This is a genomic window from Bacillus sp. FSL H7-0578, from assembly GCF_038630855.1.
GTDB lineage: Bacteria > Bacillota > Bacilli > Bacillales > Bacillaceae > Bacillus > Bacillus safensis.
Genome location: NZ_CP152045.1, coordinates 304,092 through 324,236 on the forward strand (window position 1 = coordinate 304,092; position 20,145 = coordinate 324,236).

The following is a 20,145-nucleotide window of genomic DNA, read 5'->3' on the forward strand; positions in this document are numbered from 1 at the left end:
TATGAGTGATTTACCTAGAATTCCGTTCGCGGATTATATCGATCGATTTGTTGACTGGTTAACATTAACGTTTGGTGGTTTCTTTGATGGCATCACAAATGGATTAGCTGGAACAGTAAATGGAATTGTAGCTGCACTTGGCGTCATTCCATCCATTATTTTAACCCTTATCTTTGCCGGCATTGCTTGGTGGATCAGTACAAGAGGAGTTGCTCTTTTCACACTTATTGGATTTTTACTGATCGACTATTTAGGCTACTGGCATCCAATGCTTCAAACACTTGCGCTCGTTCTGACCGCTGTGGTCATTTCTATCGTGATCGGGGTTCCGATCGGTATTTGGGCATCACAGAAGGAAACTGTGCGTAAAATTGTGACACCTATCTTAGATTTAATGCAGACAATGCCTGCATTCGTTTATCTATTACCAGCGATCTTTTTCTTTAACATTGGGGTTGTTCCTGGGGTTGTGGCATCGGTTATTTTCTCCATGCCGCCAACGATTCGTATGACCATTCTCGGTATTAAACAAGTACCAGCGGATTTAATTGAAGCAACTGAAGCTTTTGGTTCAACGACATTCCAGCGTTTATTCAAAGTTCAGCTTCCACTTGCAACAAAAACCATCTTAGCTGGTATTAACCAAAGTATCATGCTGGCTCTATCCATGGTCGTTATTGCGGCAATGGTAGGTGCACCAGGACTTGGTTCAGAAGTATATAGTGCGGTAACGCAGCTGAAAACAGGTATTGGTTTTGAAGCAGGTATTGCCATTGTTATTGTGGCGATTACACTCGACCGTATTACACAAAACATTAAAACGAAAAAAACCAGGGGGAATGCTTAATGTGGAAAAAGTCTCTCTACATTGGGATGACCGCCCTGCTCGTCTTTTTACTAGCCGCTTGCGGTGCACAATCGGATTCAAATGCAAGTGCAGCACAGCAGGTCAATAAAACGATTATTGGGATTGATCCGGGTTCAGGTATTATGGCCCTAACCGATCAGGCCAAAAAGGATTATGGCTTAGAGGATTGGACGGTTGTGTCTGCATCAAGTGCAGCCATGACGGCAACGCTCAAAAAATCATACGACCGTAAAAAACCAATCATTATCACTGGCTGGAATCCACACTGGATGTTTTCCCGCTATGATTTAAAATATTTAGATGATCCAAAAAAATCTTACGGTGAAGCGGAAGAAATTCATACGATTTCACGTAAAGGCTTTGCGAAGGATCAGCCGGAAGCAGCTAAAATGCTTAGTCAGTTTAAATGGTCTCAAGATGACATGGGCGAAGTCATGATTGATATCCAAGATGGTGTGAAACCAAAGGATGCCGCCTTAAAATATGTGAAAAAACATAAAGACCAAGTAGCGAAATGGACAAAAGGCGTGAAAAAGTCGAATGGTGGAAAAGTGAATCTTGCCTACGTTGCATGGGATAGTGAGATTGCAAGTACCAATGTTGCAGCAGAAGTATTGCGTGAACTCGGGTTTAAAGTAACTTTGACTCAGGTTGAAGCAGGTCCGATGTGGACAGCAATTGCAACCGGAAGTGCGGATGCATCATTATCCGCTTGGCTGCCAAATACGCATAAAACGTATGCAGCGAAGTTTAAAGGAAAATATGATGACCTTGGTACAAGTATGAAAGGTCTTCGAATGGGGCTAGTTGTCCCGACATATATGAAGAACGTAAACTCCATTGAGGATTTGAAAAAATAGTCAATGATGTAATGGTTCCCTTATAATAGAAGGGAGCATGTTGAAAAAGCAGTCTGCTCAAAAAGCAGTCTGCTCAAAAAGCGGCTGCTTTTTTCTTATATAGAAGGATGGAGTTGTCGGGCGATGGATAAGTCAATCATGATTTTTCTGCATGGTGGAGGAGTAAGCAGCTGGATGTGGCAGGAGCAGGTTGAAATATTGAAGGACACGTATGAATGCTTTGCCCCTGATCTCATTGGACACGGGACAAGAGCAAAAGAACAGATATTTTCAATGAATGAAAGCACCCGTGAAGTCATCTCATGGATCAAGGAAAACGCGAATGGCCGTCAAGTGATTCTGATTGGATTTTCTTTAGGTGCGCAGATTGCCGTTGATGTGTTATCAAGAGAGCCGGATATCGTAGACATAGCCGTCATCAATAGCGCCCTTGTGTTGCCTTTGCCATGGCTCCATTTCATGGTGAGACCCCTTTTGCCACTGACGTATCCATTATTAAAGAAAGATTGGTTTATTCAGCTCCAAGCCGAAAAGATGGGGCTCCCGCAACATGTACTGCATCATTATGCGGCGGAATCGAAACATCTGCAAAAGAAAACCCTTCTTACGATGTTTCAAGAAAACCTCCATTACAAGCTCCCAGACACGTTTCAGCAAGCGAAGGCACGCATTCTTGTCACAGTGGGAGAAAAAGAAAAAGGCATCATGAAACGGTCAGCAAAAAAAATAACGAATTCACATCCGAAGGCAACAGGCGTCGTTGTTCCCGGTATTGGGCATACATTTACTTTTGAAAAGAAAGAACTTTTTACAGAAATGGTCATAAGCTTTATAGAGGCACGTGCATTACCAGTCGAATTAAAGGAAATCCAGTAGCTGCGCCAATCAATAAGTGAAGACGAGCATAAAAGGGGCGCCGGTCTCTTAGAATCTGTATGATATAGGTATAAAACGCTTACAGTTTGTGTGTCCTAGAAGGAGGAGCTATGAGTAAAAACTATATCATATTCGGTGCAAGTCAAGGGTTAGGAGATGCTTTTGTAAAGGGGCTTCCATCAAGTGGAGATACAGTTTGGATTGTGTCGCGAAGTGAACCAAGCAGTTTGAATATAGATGACGGTGTACATAGAATTTGGCTGAAAATCGACTTATCAAGCCAAACACATATCCCTTATATGCTCGAAGCACTTGGGAACAAGACGATTGATGTACTCATCTATAACGTCGGTTTATGGGAAAAACGAGGCTTTGAAGACGATTATTCCTTTGATCACGATCAGCCAGAGGATATTGCACATTTAATCAATGTGAATGTCACCTCAACCATTACGTACATCCAGGCACTGCTTCCTCACGTAAGGAAATCGGAGAATGGAAAAATCATCGTCATTGGCTCAACGGCGGGTCTCGATCATACGAACCTGCCGCAGGTCTCGTTTGTTGCATCTAAATTTGGCCTGCGCGGAATTGTGAATGCACTGAGAGAGCATGTGAGGAAAGATAAAATATCCGTCACCTGTATCAATCCAGGAGAACTTGCGGCGGAGGTTCCGTATGAAGATGGAGCCGAAAAGGCCATCACTCTTTATGATGAAACGAGAATCCCTGTTCAGGATATTGTGGAGCTTGCGAGATGTGTGATTCATTTATCAAGGGTATCTTGCGTGAAAGAAATCAACGTTCCAGCCATGGCAGATCTGAATGCGTAATATAAAGCAGACCACCCGCCCTGAAGAGAAGGCGGGTGGCTTTTTCATTTATGATGAATGCTGCTGGAGTGTTTGATAGACAGCCTCGGTCAAAATCTCAATGCCAGTAAAGATAGCAGAGCGGTCGAAGGTCATATACGGATGATGAAGACCGGGCTTTAAATCACAGCCTAAACCGAGCATCGTGGATTTGATATGCGGAAGCTTTGCTGCGTAAAAGTGAAAGTCCTCTCCACCTGTTGTGACGATCGGGGGATCTAGCTGCTCTTTTCCTAGAACCTGTTCAATTGCATGAGACATGATCTGGGCAGCTTCTTCATTTAAGGTGGCGGCAGGCAGACGATGGTCTGTTGAAAGTGTAATGGAAGCGCCAAAGGCATCCGCTACAGAATGAACCGCTCTTTCAATTTCTTTTTCTAGTTCATCCATCACTTCGTTTGTTTGTGCCCGTACATCTAATGTAAAAGAGGCTTTGCCTGGGATGATGTTTGAGCTGCCCCCGCCAGCATGTAAATTGGTCATTTTGACAGAATGCGCGACTCTTGGATCGACATGGATATGCGCGAGTCTCTGCACGAGGGTTGAAGCCACTTCTATGACGTTGACGCCAAGGTGTGGACGTGCACCGTGCGCTTCCTCGCCAATAATGGTGCCGACGTAATGATTACTTGATCCGTGCAATATAGCAGGAGCGCAGCGTCCGTTTAATGTTTCTTGGATTGGGCGCACATGTACGCCATATAAGTAATCGACATCTGCGAGCACACCTTTTTCAATCATTTTCAGCGCACCGCCGCCTCTTTCCTCGGCAGGCTGAAAGATGAAACGGATCGTGCCGTTCGGGCGTTCTTTTTCCTTTAATGCCATGAAGGTGCCGAGAGCCATTGTCATGTGTGCATCGTGGCCGCATGAATGATTGGCTTGAAACTCACCATCTACTTCCTGCCAAAGTGCATCAATATCGGCTCTCACAGCGACCACTGGTGCGCCTTCTCCAATTTCACCGATCACCCCTGTACAGTCGTCAAATGTTTGAGTTTTGCAGCCCAATTTTTTCAATATATCTTCAATATAAGCAGTCGTTTCTGTTTCTTCCCAGCTGATTTCTGGATGGGCATGCAAGTGTTCAAAGATGTCTGTCACGGTTTGTTTCATTTCGTTTGTCAAAGTTGTCATGAGAAGCCTCCTTGCTGACAGATAATCTGTCAAAACATTATTTTAGTGAAATAATATTGATCTTAAATATCAACAGTGTTTATAATATAACACATCATTTGATTATTCTGAAAATTAAGTGAAATTCCGATCGGGACAAAGGGGTTTTGACACATGAAAACAGCGACAGTATCAGCACCAGAGAAACAAAAACGAAAACTTCAAATGCCGGATGCGTATGTTCTCTTATTTATGATTGCACTGATTTGTACAATAGCAACGTATTTTGTACCAGCGGGTGAGTTTGACCGAAAGACATCTGGGGAGATCACAACAGCCGTTCCTGGCAGCTATCACCGTATTGATCAATCACCAGTGAGTCCAGTTGGCTTTTTCACAGCGATACAAGAAGGAATGGTAGGGTCCTCTTCTATTATTTTTCTGATTCTATTTACGGGCGGAACCATTGCCATTTTGGAGAAGACAGGTGCTATTAACGGGATGATTCACCATGTCATCAGCCGATTTCAAACGAAGCAATTATTGTTTATTTGTATTGTTGGGGGATTATTTTCAGTCCTTGGAACGACCGGAATTGTCGTGAATTCTGTCATTGGGTTTATTCCAATCGGCATCATTGTGGCACGATCCTTGAAATGGGATGCTGTAGCAGGAGCCGCTGTCATATACATCGGCTGTTATGCAGGGTTTAACGCAACGATTTTATCTCCATCTCCATTAGGTTTATCACAAACAATTGCAGAGCTGCCGATCTTTTCTGGCATCGGCCTGCGTGTCATTATTTATCTTTGTTTTCTTATTTCTAGTATTGTGTACATCTATTTATATACAAGACGTCTGAAGAATAAAGAAAAGGGAAGCATTCTTGGCGATCAATGGTTTCCTGCTAAGGGGCTTGGCGGAGCCGATGCGGAATCTGTGGACAAGCCTGCATTTACTGGCAGACATAAGCTGATTTTAGCGGTGTGCGGATTGTCACTTGGAGGTTTCTTATATGGCGCACTTCAGCTTGGCTGGACCGATAAGGAAATGGCGGGTGTGTTCATTTTTATGGCTATCGTCGCTGGACTGCTCGGCGGATTAGCTGCCAATGATATTGCGAAAACGTTTATTATCGGGTGCCAAAGCCTTGTATACGGCGCACTTATTGTTGGGATGGCACGCTGTATTTCGGTCATTTTAGAAAACGGGAAGCTGCTTGATACAGTGGTCAATGGCTTGGCGAGTATGCTGACAGGCTTTAGTCCCATCGCTGGTGCGATCGGGATGTATATTGCGAGTGCGCTTCTTCACTTTTTGATTTCATCAGGTTCAGGAGAAGCCGTTGTCTTTATCCCGATTCTTGCGCCGCTCGCTGATTTAATGGGCATCACAAGACAGGTCGCTGTAGAAGCGGTAATGCTTGGTGAAGGGGTGGTCAACTGTATCAATCCGACTTCCGGTGTGTTGATGGCTGTACTTGCTGCAAGTGGTATTCCTTATGTAAAGTGGCTGCGTTTTATGGTGCCGCTTGCCCTCATTTGGTTTGTCATCGGTCTTGTGTTTATTTGTATCGGGGTCATGATCAACTGGGGACCTTATTAAATATGTAGGAAGCTGCCGACGAGCGTTTGGCAGCTTTTTTCTTATGGAAATATGTATGGAGCGGGCGCTTTGAAAGCACAATAAATGTGTTCACAAATTCGCTACATATTTTTTTTGAGCAGCCCCCTTGCAAAAGTTTGTGAAATGTTGCACAATAAGAATGTGAAATACTTCACATAAGAAAAACAGCCTAGTTTTACTCAGGAGGATGAGATAAATGACAAACGAAAAAGTAAACAAAGTAGCCCTTATTGGAGCAGGTTTCGTCGGCAGCAGTTATGCCTTTACATTAATAAATCAAGCAATCACAGATGAATTGGTTGTCATCGATTTGAATCAAGACAAAGCAATGGGTGACGTGATGGATTTAAACCACGGAAAAGCATTTGCGCCGCATCCTGTGAATACATGGTATGGAGATTATGAGGATTGTAAGGATGCAGATATCGTCTGTATCTGTGCTGGTGCAAACCAAAAGCCAGGTGAAACAAGACTTGACCTTGTTGAGAAAAATTTAAATATATTTAAAGGCATTGTAGAAAACGTGATGAAAAGTGGATTCGACGGTATTTTCTTAGTGGCCACAAACCCAGTCGATATTTTGACATATGCGACTTGGAAATTCAGTGGTCTTCCAAAAGAACGAGTGATTGGCAGTGGTACGACGCTTGATACGGCAAGATTCAGATACATGCTCAGTGAGTACTTTGACGCAGCGGCACACAACGTGCATGCGTACATCATTGGTGAGCATGGAGATACAGAGCTTGCTGTTTGGAGTCATGCAAATATTGGAAGTGTGCCGATTACAGAATTAATGAAGAGAAATGATCAATACAAACAAGAAGACTTAGATGAAATCATGGAAAATGTCCGTCATGCCGCTTACCAAATCATTGAGAAAAAAGGCGCCACTTATTACGGCGTAGCAATGAGTTTAGCCCGCATTACAAGAGCGATCCTGCACAATGAAAACAGCATTTTAACTGTCAGCACTTACTTAGATGGAGAGTACGGAGCAGAAGATGTCTACATTGGTGTACCTGCCCTTGTGAATCGAAATGGCGCAACAGAAGTAATGGAGCTCACACTGAACGACACGGAGAAAGAAAAATTTGCACACAGTGTGAATGTGTTAAAAGAGATTTTGGCTCCTCATTTTTAATCAATCAAAAGCAACCTATCTGAGCAGAAAAGGATGAATCACTATGTGGCAGCAAATATATGATCCGTTTGGTAATGAATTCGTCAGTGCATTGGTGGCAATGCTCCCAATCTTGTTTTTCCTTCTTGCATTAACCGTTTTTAAGCTAAAAGGTGTTTTAGCCGCTTGTTTTACCTTAATCGTCAGTTTTGTAACAGCTGTTTTCTTCTTTCATATGCCAGTTGAAAAGGCATTATCTGCTGTGCTGCTCGGTATATCTAATGGGCTGTGGCCGATTGGATATATCGTCATCATGGCGGTATGGCTCTATAAAATTGCCGTGAAATCTGGTAAGTTCGATGTCATTCGATCTAGTATTGCAGGAATTTCTCAAGATCAACGTCTTCAGCTCTTATTAATTGGTTTTAGCTTTAACGCATTTTTAGAGGGAGCTGCTGGTTTTGGTGTACCGATTGCGATCAGTGCCGCTCTCTTAACAGAGCTTGGGTTTAAACCGCTGAAAGCTGCGATGCTCTGCTTAATTGCCAATGCTGCGTCTGGTGCATTTGGTGCTGTAGGCATTCCAGTGATTACAGGGGCGCAAATGGGCAATATGACGCCGCTTGCGTTATCTCAAACCCTTGTATATACGATCCCGTTTATTTCATTCTGTATTCCGTTCCTCCTCATTCTGATTGTAGATGGATTCAAAGGAATCAAAGAAACGCTGCCAGCCTTGCTTGTTGTGAGTGGAACCTATGCCATTTTGCAAGCTGTCACAATGGTGACGATGGGACCTGAGCTTGCCAATATTATTTCTGCCTTGGCAAGTATGGGAGTTTTAGCTTTATTCCTTCGGAAATGGCAGCCAAAACACATTTATCGTGAAGAAGGAGCGCCAGATATTGAACAGAAACAAACGTATCGCGGCGTTGAAATACTGAAAGCATGGTCTCCGTTCTATATTTTAACTGCTGTTATTACGGTATGGAGTCTGCCGGCATTTAAAGCATTGTTTGCTGTAGGAGGACCGCTTAACTGGACGACCATTTTAGTGAAAATGCCCTTTTTACATCAGCAAATTGTGAAATTACCACCAATTGCCCAAATGGAAACACCTATTGATGCGATCTTTAAAATTGATGTCATCAGTGCAACGGGTACTGCCATTCTGATTGCGGTCATGCTGACAGGGCTGTTTAGCAGACATATTACATTAACAGAAGGCGCTGTCTGCTTAAAAGCAGCGGTGAAAGAGCTTTGGGTTCCTGTTCTTACTATTTGTTTTGTCATGGGCTTTGCCAACCTGGCAAACTTTGCTGGACTAAGTTCAGCCATTGGACTTGCTCTTGCCAAAACAGGCGATTTGTTCCCGCTTGTCAGTCCGGTGCTTGGCTGGATCGGCGTGTTTATTACGGGATCTGTCGTGAGTAACAACGCCTTATTCGGTAACCTTCAAGCGGTCACTGCTTCTCAAATCGGCTCACAAGCAGGTTTGTTAATTGGGGCGAATACGACCGGTGGTGTGATGGCGAAATTAATTTCTCCACAATCTATCGCTATCGCTACAGCAGCTGTTGGAGAAACAGGGAAAGAATCTGAGCTCTTCAAAAAAACCGTGAAGTACAGTTTCATTCTGCTCGGTATTGTATGTATATGGACATTCATTCTTGCTCAATTTGTATAGGTTGATAGACTAAAAAAGACTGAGAGAAATCTCAGTCTTTTTCTTTATGTAGATTCTCTTGTCACGAGCCGGGTAGGTAGCTGGATATGTTCACGCTGCAATGGTTTTTGGTCTTGCAGGAGTGCGATCATTTGCTGTACAGACCGCTGGCCAAGCTCTACGATCGGTATGTCAATCGTGGTGATCGTTGGAGCTGTCACCTCACATATGTCTTGGTTGTCATAGCCGATGACCGCTAGATCCTTGGGGATTTGATAGCCATATGAAATGGCCTGTTTAATGAGTCCTGCTGCGACTTGATCATTGCCGGTGAAAATGGCATCAGGCGCTTCCTTCATGTGATGGATGACCTCCATTAAGCGAAAGCCGTCTTCAATGGTAAAAGCCTCTCCAAACAGCCAATCGTCTTGAAGCGGCAAACCGTGAGCAGAGAGTGCATCAAGATAGCCCTGTTTCCTTTGCTTCTGCGCTTCACTGCTTTCTGTATCAAAACAAAACCCAATCGATTTTCGCCCCGACCGAATCAAATAGTCCACCGCTTTATAGGCGGCTTCCCGTTCATCGTAACCAATAATCGGGATGTTTGCTGTTTGATGATATTCATTTGCCATGACAATGGGGCCGTTTGTTAAAAATGGCTCGATCTTTTCCCACTGATTTTCTAATGCCCCCAATATGACCCCATCTACTTCTTTTCTTTTTAATAATTGAAGCCCTTCAAGCTCCAATGCTTCTTGATAAAACGTCTGAAGCACGATGGCTTTATATCCTTGATCAAGGGCTTCTTTTGAAATGCCTTTAATCAATTGTGCAAAAAAAGGATGATCCACAGCTGGAACAGACACAGCAATGGTTTTTGTCTGATGTGACCTTAGTGTGCGGGCTGCTGAACTCGGTGTATATTCCATTTCTTTCATCACCTGTAAAATGAGCTTCCGCTTTTCTTCTGACACATATGGGTGATGGTTTAGCACTCTGGAAACGGTGGTGGTTGAAACCCCGCAGCGTTTGGCAATTTCATAAATTGTACACATATTAACAAATCCTTTACACAAAGTTATTGTTCTGAAATCGATAACATCATTTACAATGTGAAACAAGTTAAATATTAACAAAAGGAATTGATTAATTGGAGGGAATGGAATGCAAATATTGACGAAGATATCAGGTAAAAGCAAGGATTATCTTCCTTTGCTGGATATGATCAATCAAGGTGTTCAAGTAAAGGCCGATTCAGTTGAAAAGCATCTAGCAAATGAAAAGCTGGTGACGTTCCTTGAGCAAGATATAGAGCGCACAGGTTTGGAAAAAATTCTCTTCCATTATAAACAAAATAAGGAAAAAAAGATACCGTTTCTGCCAGTTGACAAACTGATTTCAGAAGATGAAATCGATGATATTATGCAGGTGCTGAAGGAAGTATTGAGCTCTGGCCGTTTTACTTCAGGGCCATATATTCCGACGTTTGAAAAGGCGATTGCTGAGTACTTAGGGAAAAAATATGTCATTGCCACGTCAAGTGGAACAGATGCATTGATGATCAGTCTCATATCAGCAGGCGTCCATCCAGGAGACGAGGTGATTTTGCCGGCCAACAGCTTTGCTGCAACAGAAAATGCAGTGCTCGCCATTGGGGCTGTTCCGGTTTATGCCGATATTGATCCTGAAACCTACTGCCTCTCACCGAGCGAAATAGAGAAGCATATTACAGATAAAACGGTATGCATTCTACCGGTTCATTTATATGGAAAGCAAGCGGATATGAAGGAGATTTCGGCGATTGCGAAACAGCATGGGCTGAAAATCATTGAAGACGGCTGTCAAGCGATTGGCAGCAGCGGCCTTGGCGCTTATGGAGATGGACTTGTTCTCAGCTTTAATCCATACAAAAACCTTGGGGTCTGCGGAAAGGCAGGAGCCATCGCTACAAATGATGAGGCCCTAGCGGAAAAATGCATGGAGATCAGCTATCACGGCTTTGAAGCTGGAAAGAAAAATGTCAAACGCAGTGACTACGGCTTTAATTCGAAAATTGATAATTTGCAGGCAGCGATCGGACTTGAACGAATGAAGTATTTAGGATTGCAAAACTTTAAACGTTTTTATTTAGCCAAGCGGTACATTGACCAGCTGCAACCGCTTGAGGATGAAGGATACATGAAGCTTCCGAAGCTGACGGATGATCATGTCTGGCATCTATTCCCGATCAGAGTGCTGAAGGGAGACCGCGATGAACTGGCAGCGAAATTGCTGGAAGTGGGCATAGAGACGGATGTTTATTACCCGGTTCTATCGCATCAGCATCAAACAAATCTTGTTTCTCAAAAATATAGACAAACGACACTTCCACACACGGAAAAAGCAGCACAGCAATTACTTCACTTGCCGCTTTATCCAGGAATGCCGCTGCAAGATCAGGAGAAGGTCATCGAGGGGGTTCAACATGTTATCAAGTCTTCCATTCAATAAAAAACTGCTGAATCAGCCGAAGAATCCGCAGTGGATCGTCTTCTGTGACTTTGATGAAACGTATTATTCTCACGGAATGACAGAGGAGCAGAGAGAGGATATCAAGCGGCTGGAAGCCTTTGTAGAAGAAAAGAGTGAAGCGGGACAGCTCTTGCTGGGCTGGGTGACGGGAAGCAGTCTCGATTCTGTCACGAGCAAAATGGAAAAGGGCGGTTTTCATCAATTCCCGCATTTCATTGCGTCGAACTTAGGGACTGAGATTGTATATACGTCGGATGCTCATTTTGGACAGCCAGATGCAGAGTGGATGAAGCGGCTGGATGCGCAGGGCTTTTCAGATGAAAAAATCGAAGACATCCTAAAAACTATCCGAGAAAAGGGAATTTCCCTTAGGCCGCAAACGCAGCTGGGCAGCTCAGGGTATAAGAAGAATTTCTATTATCAGGAGCAGGATGAGCGGACGGATCTTCATCATCTATCATTTATCCAAACACTGGCTAAAGAGCGAGGCGTGGCGGTCAACATCAACAAATGCAACCCGCTTGCAGGAGATCCTGCGGATTGCTATGATGTCGATTTTTTACCAGTCGGAACAGGGAAGGATGAAATTGTCCGTTTTATGCTGAACCAATATGATTTATCGAAAGATCAAGGCTTTGCCTTTGGTGATAGTGGGAACGATTTGCGGATGCTTCAATCCGTCACACACGGTTTCCTTGTCCAAAATGCGACAGCGGAAGCCAAACGGCACCATCACCAAATTTGTCATCATGGGTATGCAAAAGGAATTTATGAAACTCTGAAAACAGTGATGTATAAACATGAGGAGGCACATTCATGAAGAAAATTGGAATTGTTGGAGCAGGGAATATTGCAAAAGCACATGCAAGAGCATTATCAACGATCAAAGGTGCAGAATTATCCGGTGTCTATGATTTGCATGAGTCGGTCGCACAGGGATTCATTAAACAGTACGGCGGACGTGTGTATTCAAGTATCGAGACACTGGCAGATGCATCTGATGGATTGATCATTGCTTCTCCTAATTTTTGTCACAAGGACCATGCCCTTCAGTCGCTAAGAGCAGGACAGCCGATTTTATGTGAAAAACCGATGGCTGTGTCGCTGAAGGAAGCGAAGGAAATGGTGGAGACAGCCAAACAGTTCCAAGTTCAAGCCAGTATGGGCTTTAACTATCGTTATTTATCCTTTGTGAATATATTGAAAAACTTGATTGCCAACGGTGAATTAGGCCGCATTTTGACCGTCAGAACTCATTTTAAGAAAAACAGTGCCCTCAGAAGAAAGACATTTTCATGGAGAGACAGCGGCGAAAGTCTGCGTACGAGCGGTGCACTAGGGGACCTTGGCATTCATTTGATTGATATGCTGTGGTACTTATTTGGCAGTGAAATGAAGAAAGAATCACTTAACACCAAGATGCTGACACATGTAAAGGAAAAAGAAGAGAAAAAGGTTCAGGTGGATGATCATACCGAAATTTTCGGGCAGATGGAGAATCAAGTGTTCTTTCATTTGGTGACATCCAAAAGCACGCAGCCTGAGGAATGTGGATTTAGTGTAGAAGTCGTTGGACATGACAAGGTATTCAAATACCATACGAACATGAAAAACGAATATGAAATCAGTGATGGATTGTGTGTGGAGCGTCATCAAATGCCGCAAACTCTGCTGACAGATCCGCCAAATGAATTTTACGGATGGTCCGATACATTCCGCGATCAGCTGATGCATTGGGTGAATACTGATCCATACCCATCTCATATGAAGGTCGCTGATTTTGAAGATGGTTATCGCGCGCAGGCTGCGCTCAATACATGCTTTGAGAGGGAAGAGGCAGTCGTCTCTGCCCAGGCATATTAAAGAGGTGGAGCGGAGGATGTGATGACTCCGCTCCTTTTTAGAGGAAGTGAAAAGATGAAAAAGGTATTTTATTTTGGCTGTGTCTTTTATTTTTTTATTGGGACCATTCATGTGTTTTTTGGCAGCTTAACGCCTTATTTGCTGTCGAGTTACGATAAAGGCCCCGGGGAATTATCATCTTTAATTTTTTTTCAGTTTATTGGTTTTTTGACAGGCGTTCTGTTATCCCCCATTCTAGTGAGAAAAAAAGGCTATGGCGCTGTGCTGACCATGGGTCTTTTGCTGATGATCGGCTCACTTCTGCTGGGGCTATTGGTGCCGGGCTGGACAACGCTTGTGCTGGCAGGTTTTTTTCTTGGGAGCGGCGCAGGCAGTCTTGAGACAACAGCTGGGGCATATGTCATTTCGATGGCAAATAGTGCAAAGCGAATCAGTATCATGGAGGTCTTTTTTGGATTAGGTGCGCTGTTATTCCCGCTAGTGATTCTGCTGACTGTCACAGAACAGACATGGCAGTATGTGTTTTTATTTCAGGTGGGTGCGCTGACATTTTTCCTTATGCTTTGGCTTGTTTTTATGAACAAACTGCCTCACGGACAGATGGATGCTCCTTCCACAGAAGGGACGAGGAAACCGTCCTTGCTTGTTGATCGAAATAATCGAATGATTGTGGTGATCATGATTTGCTTTGCCTTTTTCTACGCAGGGATTGAAACGAACTTTGCGAATTTTTTGCCGTCGATCATGCTGGAAAAAGGGGGAGAAAATTGGGGCCTCTTTGCGGTCTCTACTTTCTGGACAGCGATCGTCATTGGCAGAACCGTAATTGCGAGAAAAGCCGATCAGCTGCATCCGCTGCGTTTTTTAAAGCTAAGCGCATCTCTGATGATTCTGCTGCTTGTGATATTCGCTCTGACAACCCACATCACCGCGCAGTTGATTCTCATCTTTTTCATCGGCCTTTGCGCAGCGGGCATGTTCCCAATCGCACTGACAGCATCTGCCTTAATGATTGAAAATGCCATCGATGAGGCGACGAGTTATTTTATTGCAGCCGCAAGCTTAGGCGGAGCCTGCTTGTCCTTTTTGATTGGATTTAGTCTGGAATGGGCAGGAGCGGCAAGTGCCGTCTTTGTATTTGCCTTCTTAGCTGTTCTTCTGTTTGCAGCTGCGATTCAAATGAATCGTTCTAAGAAAAAAGAAACAATACACGCGCAGCAGTCGGCACTGAAAGCAGACCGCTAAGCATCCGCCTGAAATGATGACAAAGGACTTGTACTAAAACGCAGAAAGTTTGAATAACATGTACAAGTCAGCATCAAAAGGAGGACGTCTATGTGGCGGTGTTTTTTGGTTATATCTTTTTAGGGTTGTCACTTTCAGCGCCTGTTGGGCCAGTCAATGCAGCCCAAATCGACAGAGGGATTAAAAGTGGATTTTGGCATGCGTGGATTTTTGGTGTAGGGGCTATGGCTGCGGATATTGTCTATATGCTTCTCATCTATTTTGGTGTCGCCCAGCTTTTGACTGCACCTCTTGTAAAAACCTTTTTGTGGCTGTTCGGCTTTTTCGTTTTGACCTATACCGGCATTGAAAGTCTGCGTAAAATCAATTTGCAGGAGAGTCCGAAAAAAGACAGCGAAAACACATCAATTGGCAAATCGTTTATGACCGGATTTTTCATTTCTCTTTCTAATCCGCTCAGTATTTTGTTTTGGCTTGGCATCTATGGCAGCATCTTAGCCAATACGATCGAAAAGTATGGAGCTTCCCAAATGCTCATGTACAGTATGGCTATTTTTATCGGCATGCTGATCTGGGATTTCAGTATGGCGCTGCTTGCTAGTTCGTTTAGGCGTTATTTAAGTGAACGTGTTTTACATGGCTTATCCGTCCTTGCAGGTCTATCGTTACTTGGTTTCGGTGCCTATTTTGGGTATCAAGGGATTATGGCGTTGATTGGGTAGAAAAACAGACTGACACATTCAGTCTGTTTCAGCGTGTAGACAAACCCTCGCATTCTTTGTCAGGTCTGCGCTCCGGTGCTCACGAATGTCAAATTCGCTCTGCTCCGATGCTCGCCCTTCCTAGACTGCAAAGGTTTTCTATCACGCTGAATAGAAGACAAAGGGCTAAAATAAAGATCATTTTAGCCCTTTGTCAATAATCTGAAGCAGACTGACACATTCAGTCTGTTTTTTTGTAAGGATTGACAGACATAACACATTCTTGAATAATGGTGGAATATTAAATGGTTTGAAGGAGCTTCTGCTATGCGTATGTTTTTGCCAGTATTCAACTATGTGTGTATGCTGATTTTATCAGTCATCACAGCAACATTCGTTTATACGTTTTTATTCATGCCGCCTGAAGTGGGCTTTAGTTATGTGGAGATGACCAGCCTGTTCATTTTGTCAGCTTATGTCATTTTTGCTGCACCGATTCAGTTTGTTTTACACCGGCATCCTAAGAGGTTTCGAAGCCGTGACTTACTGATTTATTTTATTGCGGCATGGCTGGTTTGTTCGGCTTTGGCTTTATGGATTGATTATGGGCTTGTTGTGTTCATGAGCTATAAAGTCTATCTGTTTAGCTTCTGCGCAGCCCTTATTTATTGGGTGCTGGATTCCGTTTTTTTGATGAATAATCGATCGTAGGTATGGCGAAAGGCTCTCTATTAACTTACACTAGTCTGATCATACATAATAGAATTAAAGAAACAAATACCTGCTCAATTTGAATAGAAACCCCATTTTGTCATGCGCTAGGAAAGTCGTGGAAGGACAGTCACCACAGCCATTTGCACCTCATAGGCTATGGAGAAGACGCTAAAACGAGGTGTAAAGAAATGGCCCAGCTGTATGCAAAAAGTTGCCTTGATCAAAATCTACGATCACTAGAAGAATGGAAGCAGGATGCTTTCACACGATTTGGCAAGATGGTAGGAGATGAAGCCGATACATTCCCATGTGTACCCGGAAGACAGGGATTTTTTCTCGATCATTTACGCTATGGGTTTGTCGGTGACCCTAGGAAAGAGGAAGCGGTTGATGAATTAGCCCAGCTGCTGAGAGAATATCAAGGCTGTGCGAAAGAAACCGGTCAATATGCTTCATTTATCTGTTTTTTTGAAACACCGCAGGACTTACAGGAAAGTTCGCTTGAAGAGTTTGAGCAGCAGTTTTGGTCGCTGCTTCAGCGGCTGCATCATAAAGATGAAGAACCGTGGCCTGAGGAGATCCCATTAGATACTCATCATCATGAGTGGGAGTATTGCTTCCATGGTGAGGCGTATTTTATTTTGTGTTCCACACCTGCTCATAAGCTCAGAAAAAGCCGCCACTTCCCTTATCTCTTGATGGCATTTCAGCCTAGGTGGGTGTTTGAGAAAATGAATGGATCGACCAAGTTTGGACAAAAAATGAGCCAGCTCGTTCGCAAGCGGCTCAAAGCATATGATGAGGTCAGTGTTCATCCATCATTAAAATGGTACGGGGATCCGACCAATCATGAATGGAAGCAATACTTTCTCCCAGATGAAGAGGCGGAGAAACCAGCCTCCGCCAAATGTCCATTTACTGCATTAAAAAACATGATGAAATTATGATGCGGTCTGATCCTGCTTCCACTTTTTCCTCATAAATAGCACCATGATGGCAATCACTGCAATGATCCCAAGGCTGATAAAAAAGCCAGGTCGTCCGCTTGCCTCCGTTAATGTGCCTGATACAGCGGCTCCAATTAAGAGCAGCGCAAGAATCATTTCGCACGTTTGGCGGGTGGATGGCTTGGATAGCTTTTTACTTGAGAACAGAATAAAAATCCATGTGTACAGCAGGGTAAGACCGGCTGCTGTTGTGAGATGCTCGTAGATGTGTTTGGACAAAAAGAGTGCAAGCAAAATTGAGACAATTAAGCCAGCAGCAGTTAAGATAATCGAAGACCATCTCACATGCGATGGATCTTTTTGTTTAAAACAAGCAGGTGCATCCTGATGCTCTGACATTGTGCCGAGCAGCGTTGTGACCGCATAGAGAGAGGCAACCAATGTCGAAAAACCAGCAATAATGAAAATGCCATTAAAGATATGAAGAAAGATCGATAAATGAAACGGCTCTAATGAAGTAATAAATGGACTGCTGTTCTCATTAAAGGCTGTCACTGGGACAAGCAAGAGAGCAAGTCCGATTGAGACGATATAGATGACTGCTAGAATGATCAGCATGACACGTCCAGCTTTTGCCGCATCCTTCGGGTCCTTTAAATGAACCGCCATCAGCCCCATGACTTCAATTCCCCCAAATGCATAAAATGCGTAAATCAATCCATTCCAAAGACCAAGTGGACCAAGAGGCATCCATTCGTGATCCTTGTTAGGCAGATGAAGGGTCGGTTTATGTTCTGTCAAAATGCCGAATAATACAAGCACCGCAAGAATCATAAATAGAAAAATCGCCGCTGTTTTCAGTACCGCAAGAACATTTTCTGTCTTTTGAAAAGAAGAAAGCCCAATGATAATCACGAGCAGGGCAAGAGCGGAATAAATCGCAGAAAACACCCAAAGCGGAACAGAAGGAAACCAGTGGCGGGTAAACAGAGAAATGGCGGTTAACTGACTTCCTGTAATCAGCATTTCTGCAAACCAATACACCCAGCCATTGCTAAACCCTGCCCAGCGTCCGTATGCTTTACGAGCATAGGAACAAAATGACCCTTTATCAGGATTATCAGCTGTCATCGCAGCTAAATGTTTAAAGACGAGATATGTTCCGACTGCAGCAAGCAAAAAAGAGATGCAGACGGAATAACCGGATTTTGTAATGGCGATGCTGGAACCAAGGAAGAACCCAGTGCCAATTGTACAGCCGACTCCGATGAGAGAAAGCTGCCACCAAGATAAAGATTGTTCTTCTTTCAATGCAAGTGCAACACCTTTCTATTTCAATGACATTAGCTTGTGACCGCCTCTTTTTTTTATACATGATCAAGGGGACATTTTGGGCATACTGTCATGGAAAGGAGTGCATGTGATGAACGGAGAACACGTCATTTTACCAAAGGGTAGACTCGGCTTTCGTTTAGGAAAAGGCCAATGTATGCGAGTGGTTGATGTCGAAGGCCAGCAAGTAGCAGATGTGATGGCCTATCATGAAAAAGATTTTTATGAAAAATTTGACCAAGGTGCGACGATGGACAGTTTGTTCTCGTCTAAAGTGAAAAAAGGCGATAAGCTTTATTCTAATTTATATAAACCGATGTTTACGATCATTGAAGATACAGTAGAATGCCATGATTTATACATGCCCGCCTGCCGGCAAGAGATGTATCAGCTTTTATACGGCCGGACGCACTTAGAGGTCATGCATACATGCTACGACAATTTGCGGACTGCCTTTGAGCCCTTTGGGATTCCAAAGGAGGATATGTACTATCCTTTTAATGCCTTTATGAATACAGTCATTGATGAAAAAGGAAAGCTGTCTGTCGAGCTGCCAAAATCGCTGCCCGGTGACTACATTCGCCTGCGGGCTGAAATGGACCTCATTGTGGCCGTGTCTGCATGTCCTGCTGATATTGGGAAGTGTAATGGATCAAGCTGTACATCCATACGAGTAGAAATCGATTAAAAAAGAAAAGGACCAGTCCATAAAGACGTGGTCTTTTTCACTTGTGAATGTTTGATCATCTAAGAAATAGGGGAACGTCTAACAAAATGTTCTTGATGAAAACATGGTATAATGAAGATTCAAAAAACGTTATTAAATCAATGAATTGTGAGTAAAACCTGTTCTCTTTATGTAGAGGATGCTTAGGAGGAAAAGTGTATGAGTTTGCAGAAAAAGATCAGCCAAGAGTTGCATGTGCAGCCCTCAATTGACCCAAAGCAGGAGATCGAAAAACGGGTTGGATTTCTAAAAGAGTACTTGAAAAAAACCGGGGCAAAAGGATTCGTACTCGGCATTAGTGGCGGGCAGGATTCAACGCTTGCTGGACGTCTTGCACAGCTTGCTGTAAGTGAGCTTCGTCAAGAAGGAAAAGAGGATGCGGTCTTTATTGCGGTACGCCTTCCGCATGGTGTGCAGCAGGATGAAGATGATGCACAGCTCGCCCTATCATATATTCAGCCAGACAAGTCGTGGAAATATGATATTGCACCTGCCGTGTCAGCATTCAGTGATCAATATCAAAAGGAAACGGGTGGACCATTGTCTGACTTTAATAAAGGGAATGTCAAAGCACGCATGAGAATGATCGCGCAATATGCTGTCGGTGGTGAGGAAGGATTGCTTGTCATCGGTACAGATCATGCAGCTGAAGCAGTAACCGGCTTCTTCACGAAGTATGGTGATGGCGGTGCAGATGTTCTTCCGCTCACAGGTCTGACAAAACGCCAAGGCCGGGCGCTTTTAGAAGCGCTAGAAGCACCGGAACGCCTGTATTTAAAGAAACCAACAGCCGATCTGCTGGATGATAAACCTCAGCAAACGGATGAAACAGAGCTCGGCATTACGTACAATGAAATTGATGATTACTTAGAAGGAAAACCAGTCTCAGATCAAGCAGCAGAAGCGATTGAAAAGCGTTATGTTCAATCAGAGCATAAACGCCAAGTACCCGCTTCCATGTTTGATGACTGGTGGAAATAAAAAGAAACCTCTCCGATGATGGAGAGGTTTTTTTTATGTCGAATTTCAAGTGGATTTGACAAAATAACCAAAAATTCATTAAATTAGTAGAACGATATACTTAAGTCCATTTAACTA

19 protein-coding genes are annotated in these 20,145 nt (G+C 43.6%); 16 read left to right on the plus strand and 3 right to left on the minus strand.

Going from position 1 to position 20,145, the window contains the following annotated elements:
- Nucleotide 1 precedes the first annotated feature (1 nt).
- From opuAB to MHB41_RS01685, 4 genes are all read left to right on the plus strand, one after another.
- The gene (gene opuAB / locus MHB41_RS01670) at nucleotides 2-847 is read left to right on the plus strand and encodes a glycine/proline betaine ABC transporter permease subunit OpuAB (RefSeq protein ID WP_034283343.1); all 846 of its coding nucleotides are present in this window, start codon (nucleotides 2-4) and stop codon (nucleotides 845-847) included.
- Complete coding sequence (locus MHB41_RS01675) at nucleotides 847-1,728, plus strand: glycine betaine ABC transporter substrate-binding protein (protein ID WP_034283229.1); 882 nt, start codon at nucleotides 847-849, stop codon at nucleotides 1,726-1,728. The genes opuAB and MHB41_RS01675 overlap by 1 nt, the downstream gene beginning before the upstream one ends.
- 123 nt (nucleotides 1,729-1,851) lie before the next feature.
- On the plus strand, nucleotides 1,852-2,604 hold the full coding sequence (locus tag MHB41_RS01680; protein ID WP_340899416.1) for an alpha/beta hydrolase: 753 nt from the start codon (nucleotides 1,852-1,854) through the stop codon (nucleotides 2,602-2,604).
- Nucleotides 2,605-2,714: 110 nt separating this feature from the next.
- The gene (locus tag MHB41_RS01685; protein ID WP_061110413.1) at nucleotides 2,715-3,437 is read left to right on the plus strand and encodes an SDR family oxidoreductase; all 723 of its coding nucleotides are present in this window, start codon (nucleotides 2,715-2,717) and stop codon (nucleotides 3,435-3,437) included.
- A 48-nt stretch (nucleotides 3,438-3,485) separates the two neighbouring features.
- Here the strand turns inward: MHB41_RS01685 and MHB41_RS01690 are convergent, their stop codons facing one another.
- The gene (locus MHB41_RS01690; protein WP_061110412.1) at nucleotides 3,486-4,613 is read right to left on the minus strand and encodes a M20 peptidase aminoacylase family protein; all 1,128 of its coding nucleotides are present in this window, start codon (nucleotides 4,611-4,613) and stop codon (nucleotides 3,486-3,488) included.
- A 153-nt stretch (nucleotides 4,614-4,766) separates the two neighbouring features.
- Between MHB41_RS01690 and MHB41_RS01695 the strand changes: the two genes are divergently transcribed.
- From MHB41_RS01695 to MHB41_RS01705, 3 genes are all read left to right on the plus strand, one after another.
- Nucleotides 4,767-6,197: a YfcC family protein gene (locus MHB41_RS01695; protein ID WP_034283233.1), complete on the plus strand. Its 1,431-nt coding sequence runs from the start codon at nucleotides 4,767-4,769 to the stop codon at nucleotides 6,195-6,197.
- Between the two features lie 217 nt (nucleotides 6,198-6,414).
- Nucleotides 6,415-7,362, plus strand: a complete 948-nt coding sequence (locus MHB41_RS01700; RefSeq protein ID WP_070326655.1) for an L-lactate dehydrogenase — start codon at nucleotides 6,415-6,417, stop codon at nucleotides 7,360-7,362.
- 43 nt (nucleotides 7,363-7,405) lie between these two features.
- Nucleotides 7,406-9,028 (plus strand): L-lactate permease, encoded by a 1,623-nt coding sequence (locus MHB41_RS01705; RefSeq protein WP_098677404.1) that lies wholly within the window; start codon nucleotides 7,406-7,408, stop codon nucleotides 9,026-9,028.
- Nucleotides 9,029-9,072: 44 nt separating this feature from the next.
- Here MHB41_RS01705 and MHB41_RS01710 read toward each other — a convergent pair whose 3' ends face one another.
- A complete protein-coding gene (locus tag MHB41_RS01710) occupies nucleotides 9,073-10,062 on the minus strand; it encodes a LacI family DNA-binding transcriptional regulator (protein WP_340899414.1) in 990 nt (329 codons plus the stop codon).
- A gap of 109 nt (nucleotides 10,063-10,171) precedes the next feature.
- On the opposite strand from MHB41_RS01710, the gene MHB41_RS01715 reads away from it, so the two are divergent.
- From MHB41_RS01715 to MHB41_RS01745, 7 genes are all read left to right on the plus strand, one after another.
- A complete protein-coding gene (locus MHB41_RS01715) occupies nucleotides 10,172-11,497 on the plus strand; it encodes a DegT/DnrJ/EryC1/StrS family aminotransferase (protein ID WP_340899412.1) in 1,326 nt (441 codons plus the stop codon).
- Nucleotides 11,472-12,338, plus strand: a complete 867-nt coding sequence (locus MHB41_RS01720; RefSeq protein WP_340899410.1) for an HAD-IIB family hydrolase — start codon at nucleotides 11,472-11,474, stop codon at nucleotides 12,336-12,338. Before MHB41_RS01715 ends, MHB41_RS01720 begins: the two co-directional genes overlap by 26 nt.
- Nucleotides 12,335-13,381, plus strand: a complete 1,047-nt coding sequence (locus MHB41_RS01725) for a Gfo/Idh/MocA family oxidoreductase (protein ID WP_024424339.1) — start codon at nucleotides 12,335-12,337, stop codon at nucleotides 13,379-13,381. The genes MHB41_RS01720 and MHB41_RS01725 overlap by 4 nt, the downstream gene beginning before the upstream one ends.
- Nucleotides 13,382-13,435: 54 nt before the next feature.
- On the plus strand, nucleotides 13,436-14,626 hold the full coding sequence (locus MHB41_RS01730) for an MFS transporter (RefSeq protein ID WP_034283239.1): 1,191 nt from the start codon (nucleotides 13,436-13,438) through the stop codon (nucleotides 14,624-14,626).
- 92 nt (nucleotides 14,627-14,718) lie between these two features.
- The gene (locus MHB41_RS01735) at nucleotides 14,719-15,348 is read left to right on the plus strand and encodes a LysE family translocator (RefSeq protein ID WP_024424337.1); all 630 of its coding nucleotides are present in this window, start codon (nucleotides 14,719-14,721) and stop codon (nucleotides 15,346-15,348) included.
- A 306-nt stretch (nucleotides 15,349-15,654) separates the two neighbouring features.
- The gene (locus MHB41_RS01740) at nucleotides 15,655-16,038 is read left to right on the plus strand and encodes a UPF0715 family protein (protein ID WP_034283242.1); all 384 of its coding nucleotides are present in this window, start codon (nucleotides 15,655-15,657) and stop codon (nucleotides 16,036-16,038) included.
- Nucleotides 16,039-16,229: 191 nt separating this feature from the next.
- Entirely contained in the window at nucleotides 16,230-16,988 is a 759-nt protein-coding gene (locus MHB41_RS01745) for a YqcI/YcgG family protein (RefSeq protein ID WP_034283243.1), read from the plus strand.
- Here MHB41_RS01745 and MHB41_RS01750 read toward each other — a convergent pair.
- Complete coding sequence (locus MHB41_RS01750) at nucleotides 16,983-18,299, minus strand: amino acid permease (protein ID WP_034283246.1); 1,317 nt, start codon at nucleotides 18,297-18,299, stop codon at nucleotides 16,983-16,985. The two genes, MHB41_RS01745 and MHB41_RS01750, sit on opposite strands and share 6 nt — an antisense overlap.
- A 112-nt stretch (nucleotides 18,300-18,411) precedes the next feature.
- Here MHB41_RS01750 and MHB41_RS01755 point away from each other — a divergent pair, with 112 nt between their 5' ends.
- Together MHB41_RS01755 and nadE are read left to right on the plus strand one after the other, a co-directional pair.
- Nucleotides 18,412-19,008 (plus strand): urea carboxylase-associated family protein, encoded by a 597-nt coding sequence (locus MHB41_RS01755; RefSeq protein WP_034283248.1) that lies wholly within the window; start codon nucleotides 18,412-18,414, stop codon nucleotides 19,006-19,008.
- 198 nt (nucleotides 19,009-19,206) lie between these two features.
- Nucleotides 19,207-20,028, plus strand: a complete 822-nt coding sequence (nadE, locus tag MHB41_RS01760) for an ammonia-dependent NAD(+) synthetase (RefSeq protein ID WP_268480661.1) — start codon at nucleotides 19,207-19,209, stop codon at nucleotides 20,026-20,028.
- Nucleotides 20,029-20,145: the final 117 nt, after the last annotated feature.

Excerpts from the sequence above, each read along its gene's own strand:
- opuAB (WP_034283343.1), top strand. The coding sequence starts at position 2 with ATGAGTGATTTACCTAGAATTCCGTTCGCGGATTATATCGATCGATTT.
- MHB41_RS01675 (WP_034283229.1), top strand. The coding sequence starts at position 847 with ATGTGGAAAAAGTCTCTCTACATTGGGATGACCGCCCTGCTCGTCTTT.
- MHB41_RS01680 (WP_340899416.1), top strand. The coding sequence starts at position 1,852 with ATGGATAAGTCAATCATGATTTTTCTGCATGGTGGAGGAGTAAGCAGC.
- MHB41_RS01685 (WP_061110413.1), top strand. The coding sequence starts at position 2,715 with ATGAGTAAAAACTATATCATATTCGGTGCAAGTCAAGGGTTAGGAGAT.
- MHB41_RS01690 (WP_061110412.1), bottom strand. The coding sequence starts at position 4,613 with ATGACAACTTTGACAAACGAAATGAAACAAACCGTGACAGACATCTTT.
- MHB41_RS01695 (WP_034283233.1), top strand. The coding sequence starts at position 4,767 with ATGAAAACAGCGACAGTATCAGCACCAGAGAAACAAAAACGAAAACTT.
- MHB41_RS01700 (WP_070326655.1), top strand. The coding sequence starts at position 6,415 with ATGACAAACGAAAAAGTAAACAAAGTAGCCCTTATTGGAGCAGGTTTC.
- MHB41_RS01705 (WP_098677404.1), top strand. The coding sequence starts at position 7,406 with ATGTGGCAGCAAATATATGATCCGTTTGGTAATGAATTCGTCAGTGCA.
- MHB41_RS01710 (WP_340899414.1), bottom strand. The coding sequence starts at position 10,062 with ATGTGTACAATTTATGAAATTGCCAAACGCTGCGGGGTTTCAACCACC.
- MHB41_RS01715 (WP_340899412.1), top strand. The coding sequence starts at position 10,172 with ATGCAAATATTGACGAAGATATCAGGTAAAAGCAAGGATTATCTTCCT.
- MHB41_RS01720 (WP_340899410.1), top strand. The coding sequence starts at position 11,472 with ATGTTATCAAGTCTTCCATTCAATAAAAAACTGCTGAATCAGCCGAAG.
- MHB41_RS01725 (WP_024424339.1), top strand. The coding sequence starts at position 12,335 with ATGAAGAAAATTGGAATTGTTGGAGCAGGGAATATTGCAAAAGCACAT.
- MHB41_RS01730 (WP_034283239.1), top strand. The coding sequence starts at position 13,436 with ATGAAAAAGGTATTTTATTTTGGCTGTGTCTTTTATTTTTTTATTGGG.
- MHB41_RS01740 (WP_034283242.1), top strand. The coding sequence starts at position 15,655 with ATGCGTATGTTTTTGCCAGTATTCAACTATGTGTGTATGCTGATTTTA.
- MHB41_RS01745 (WP_034283243.1), top strand. The coding sequence starts at position 16,230 with ATGGCCCAGCTGTATGCAAAAAGTTGCCTTGATCAAAATCTACGATCA.
- MHB41_RS01755 (WP_034283248.1), top strand. The coding sequence starts at position 18,412 with ATGAACGGAGAACACGTCATTTTACCAAAGGGTAGACTCGGCTTTCGT.
- nadE (WP_268480661.1), top strand. The coding sequence starts at position 19,207 with ATGAGTTTGCAGAAAAAGATCAGCCAAGAGTTGCATGTGCAGCCCTCA.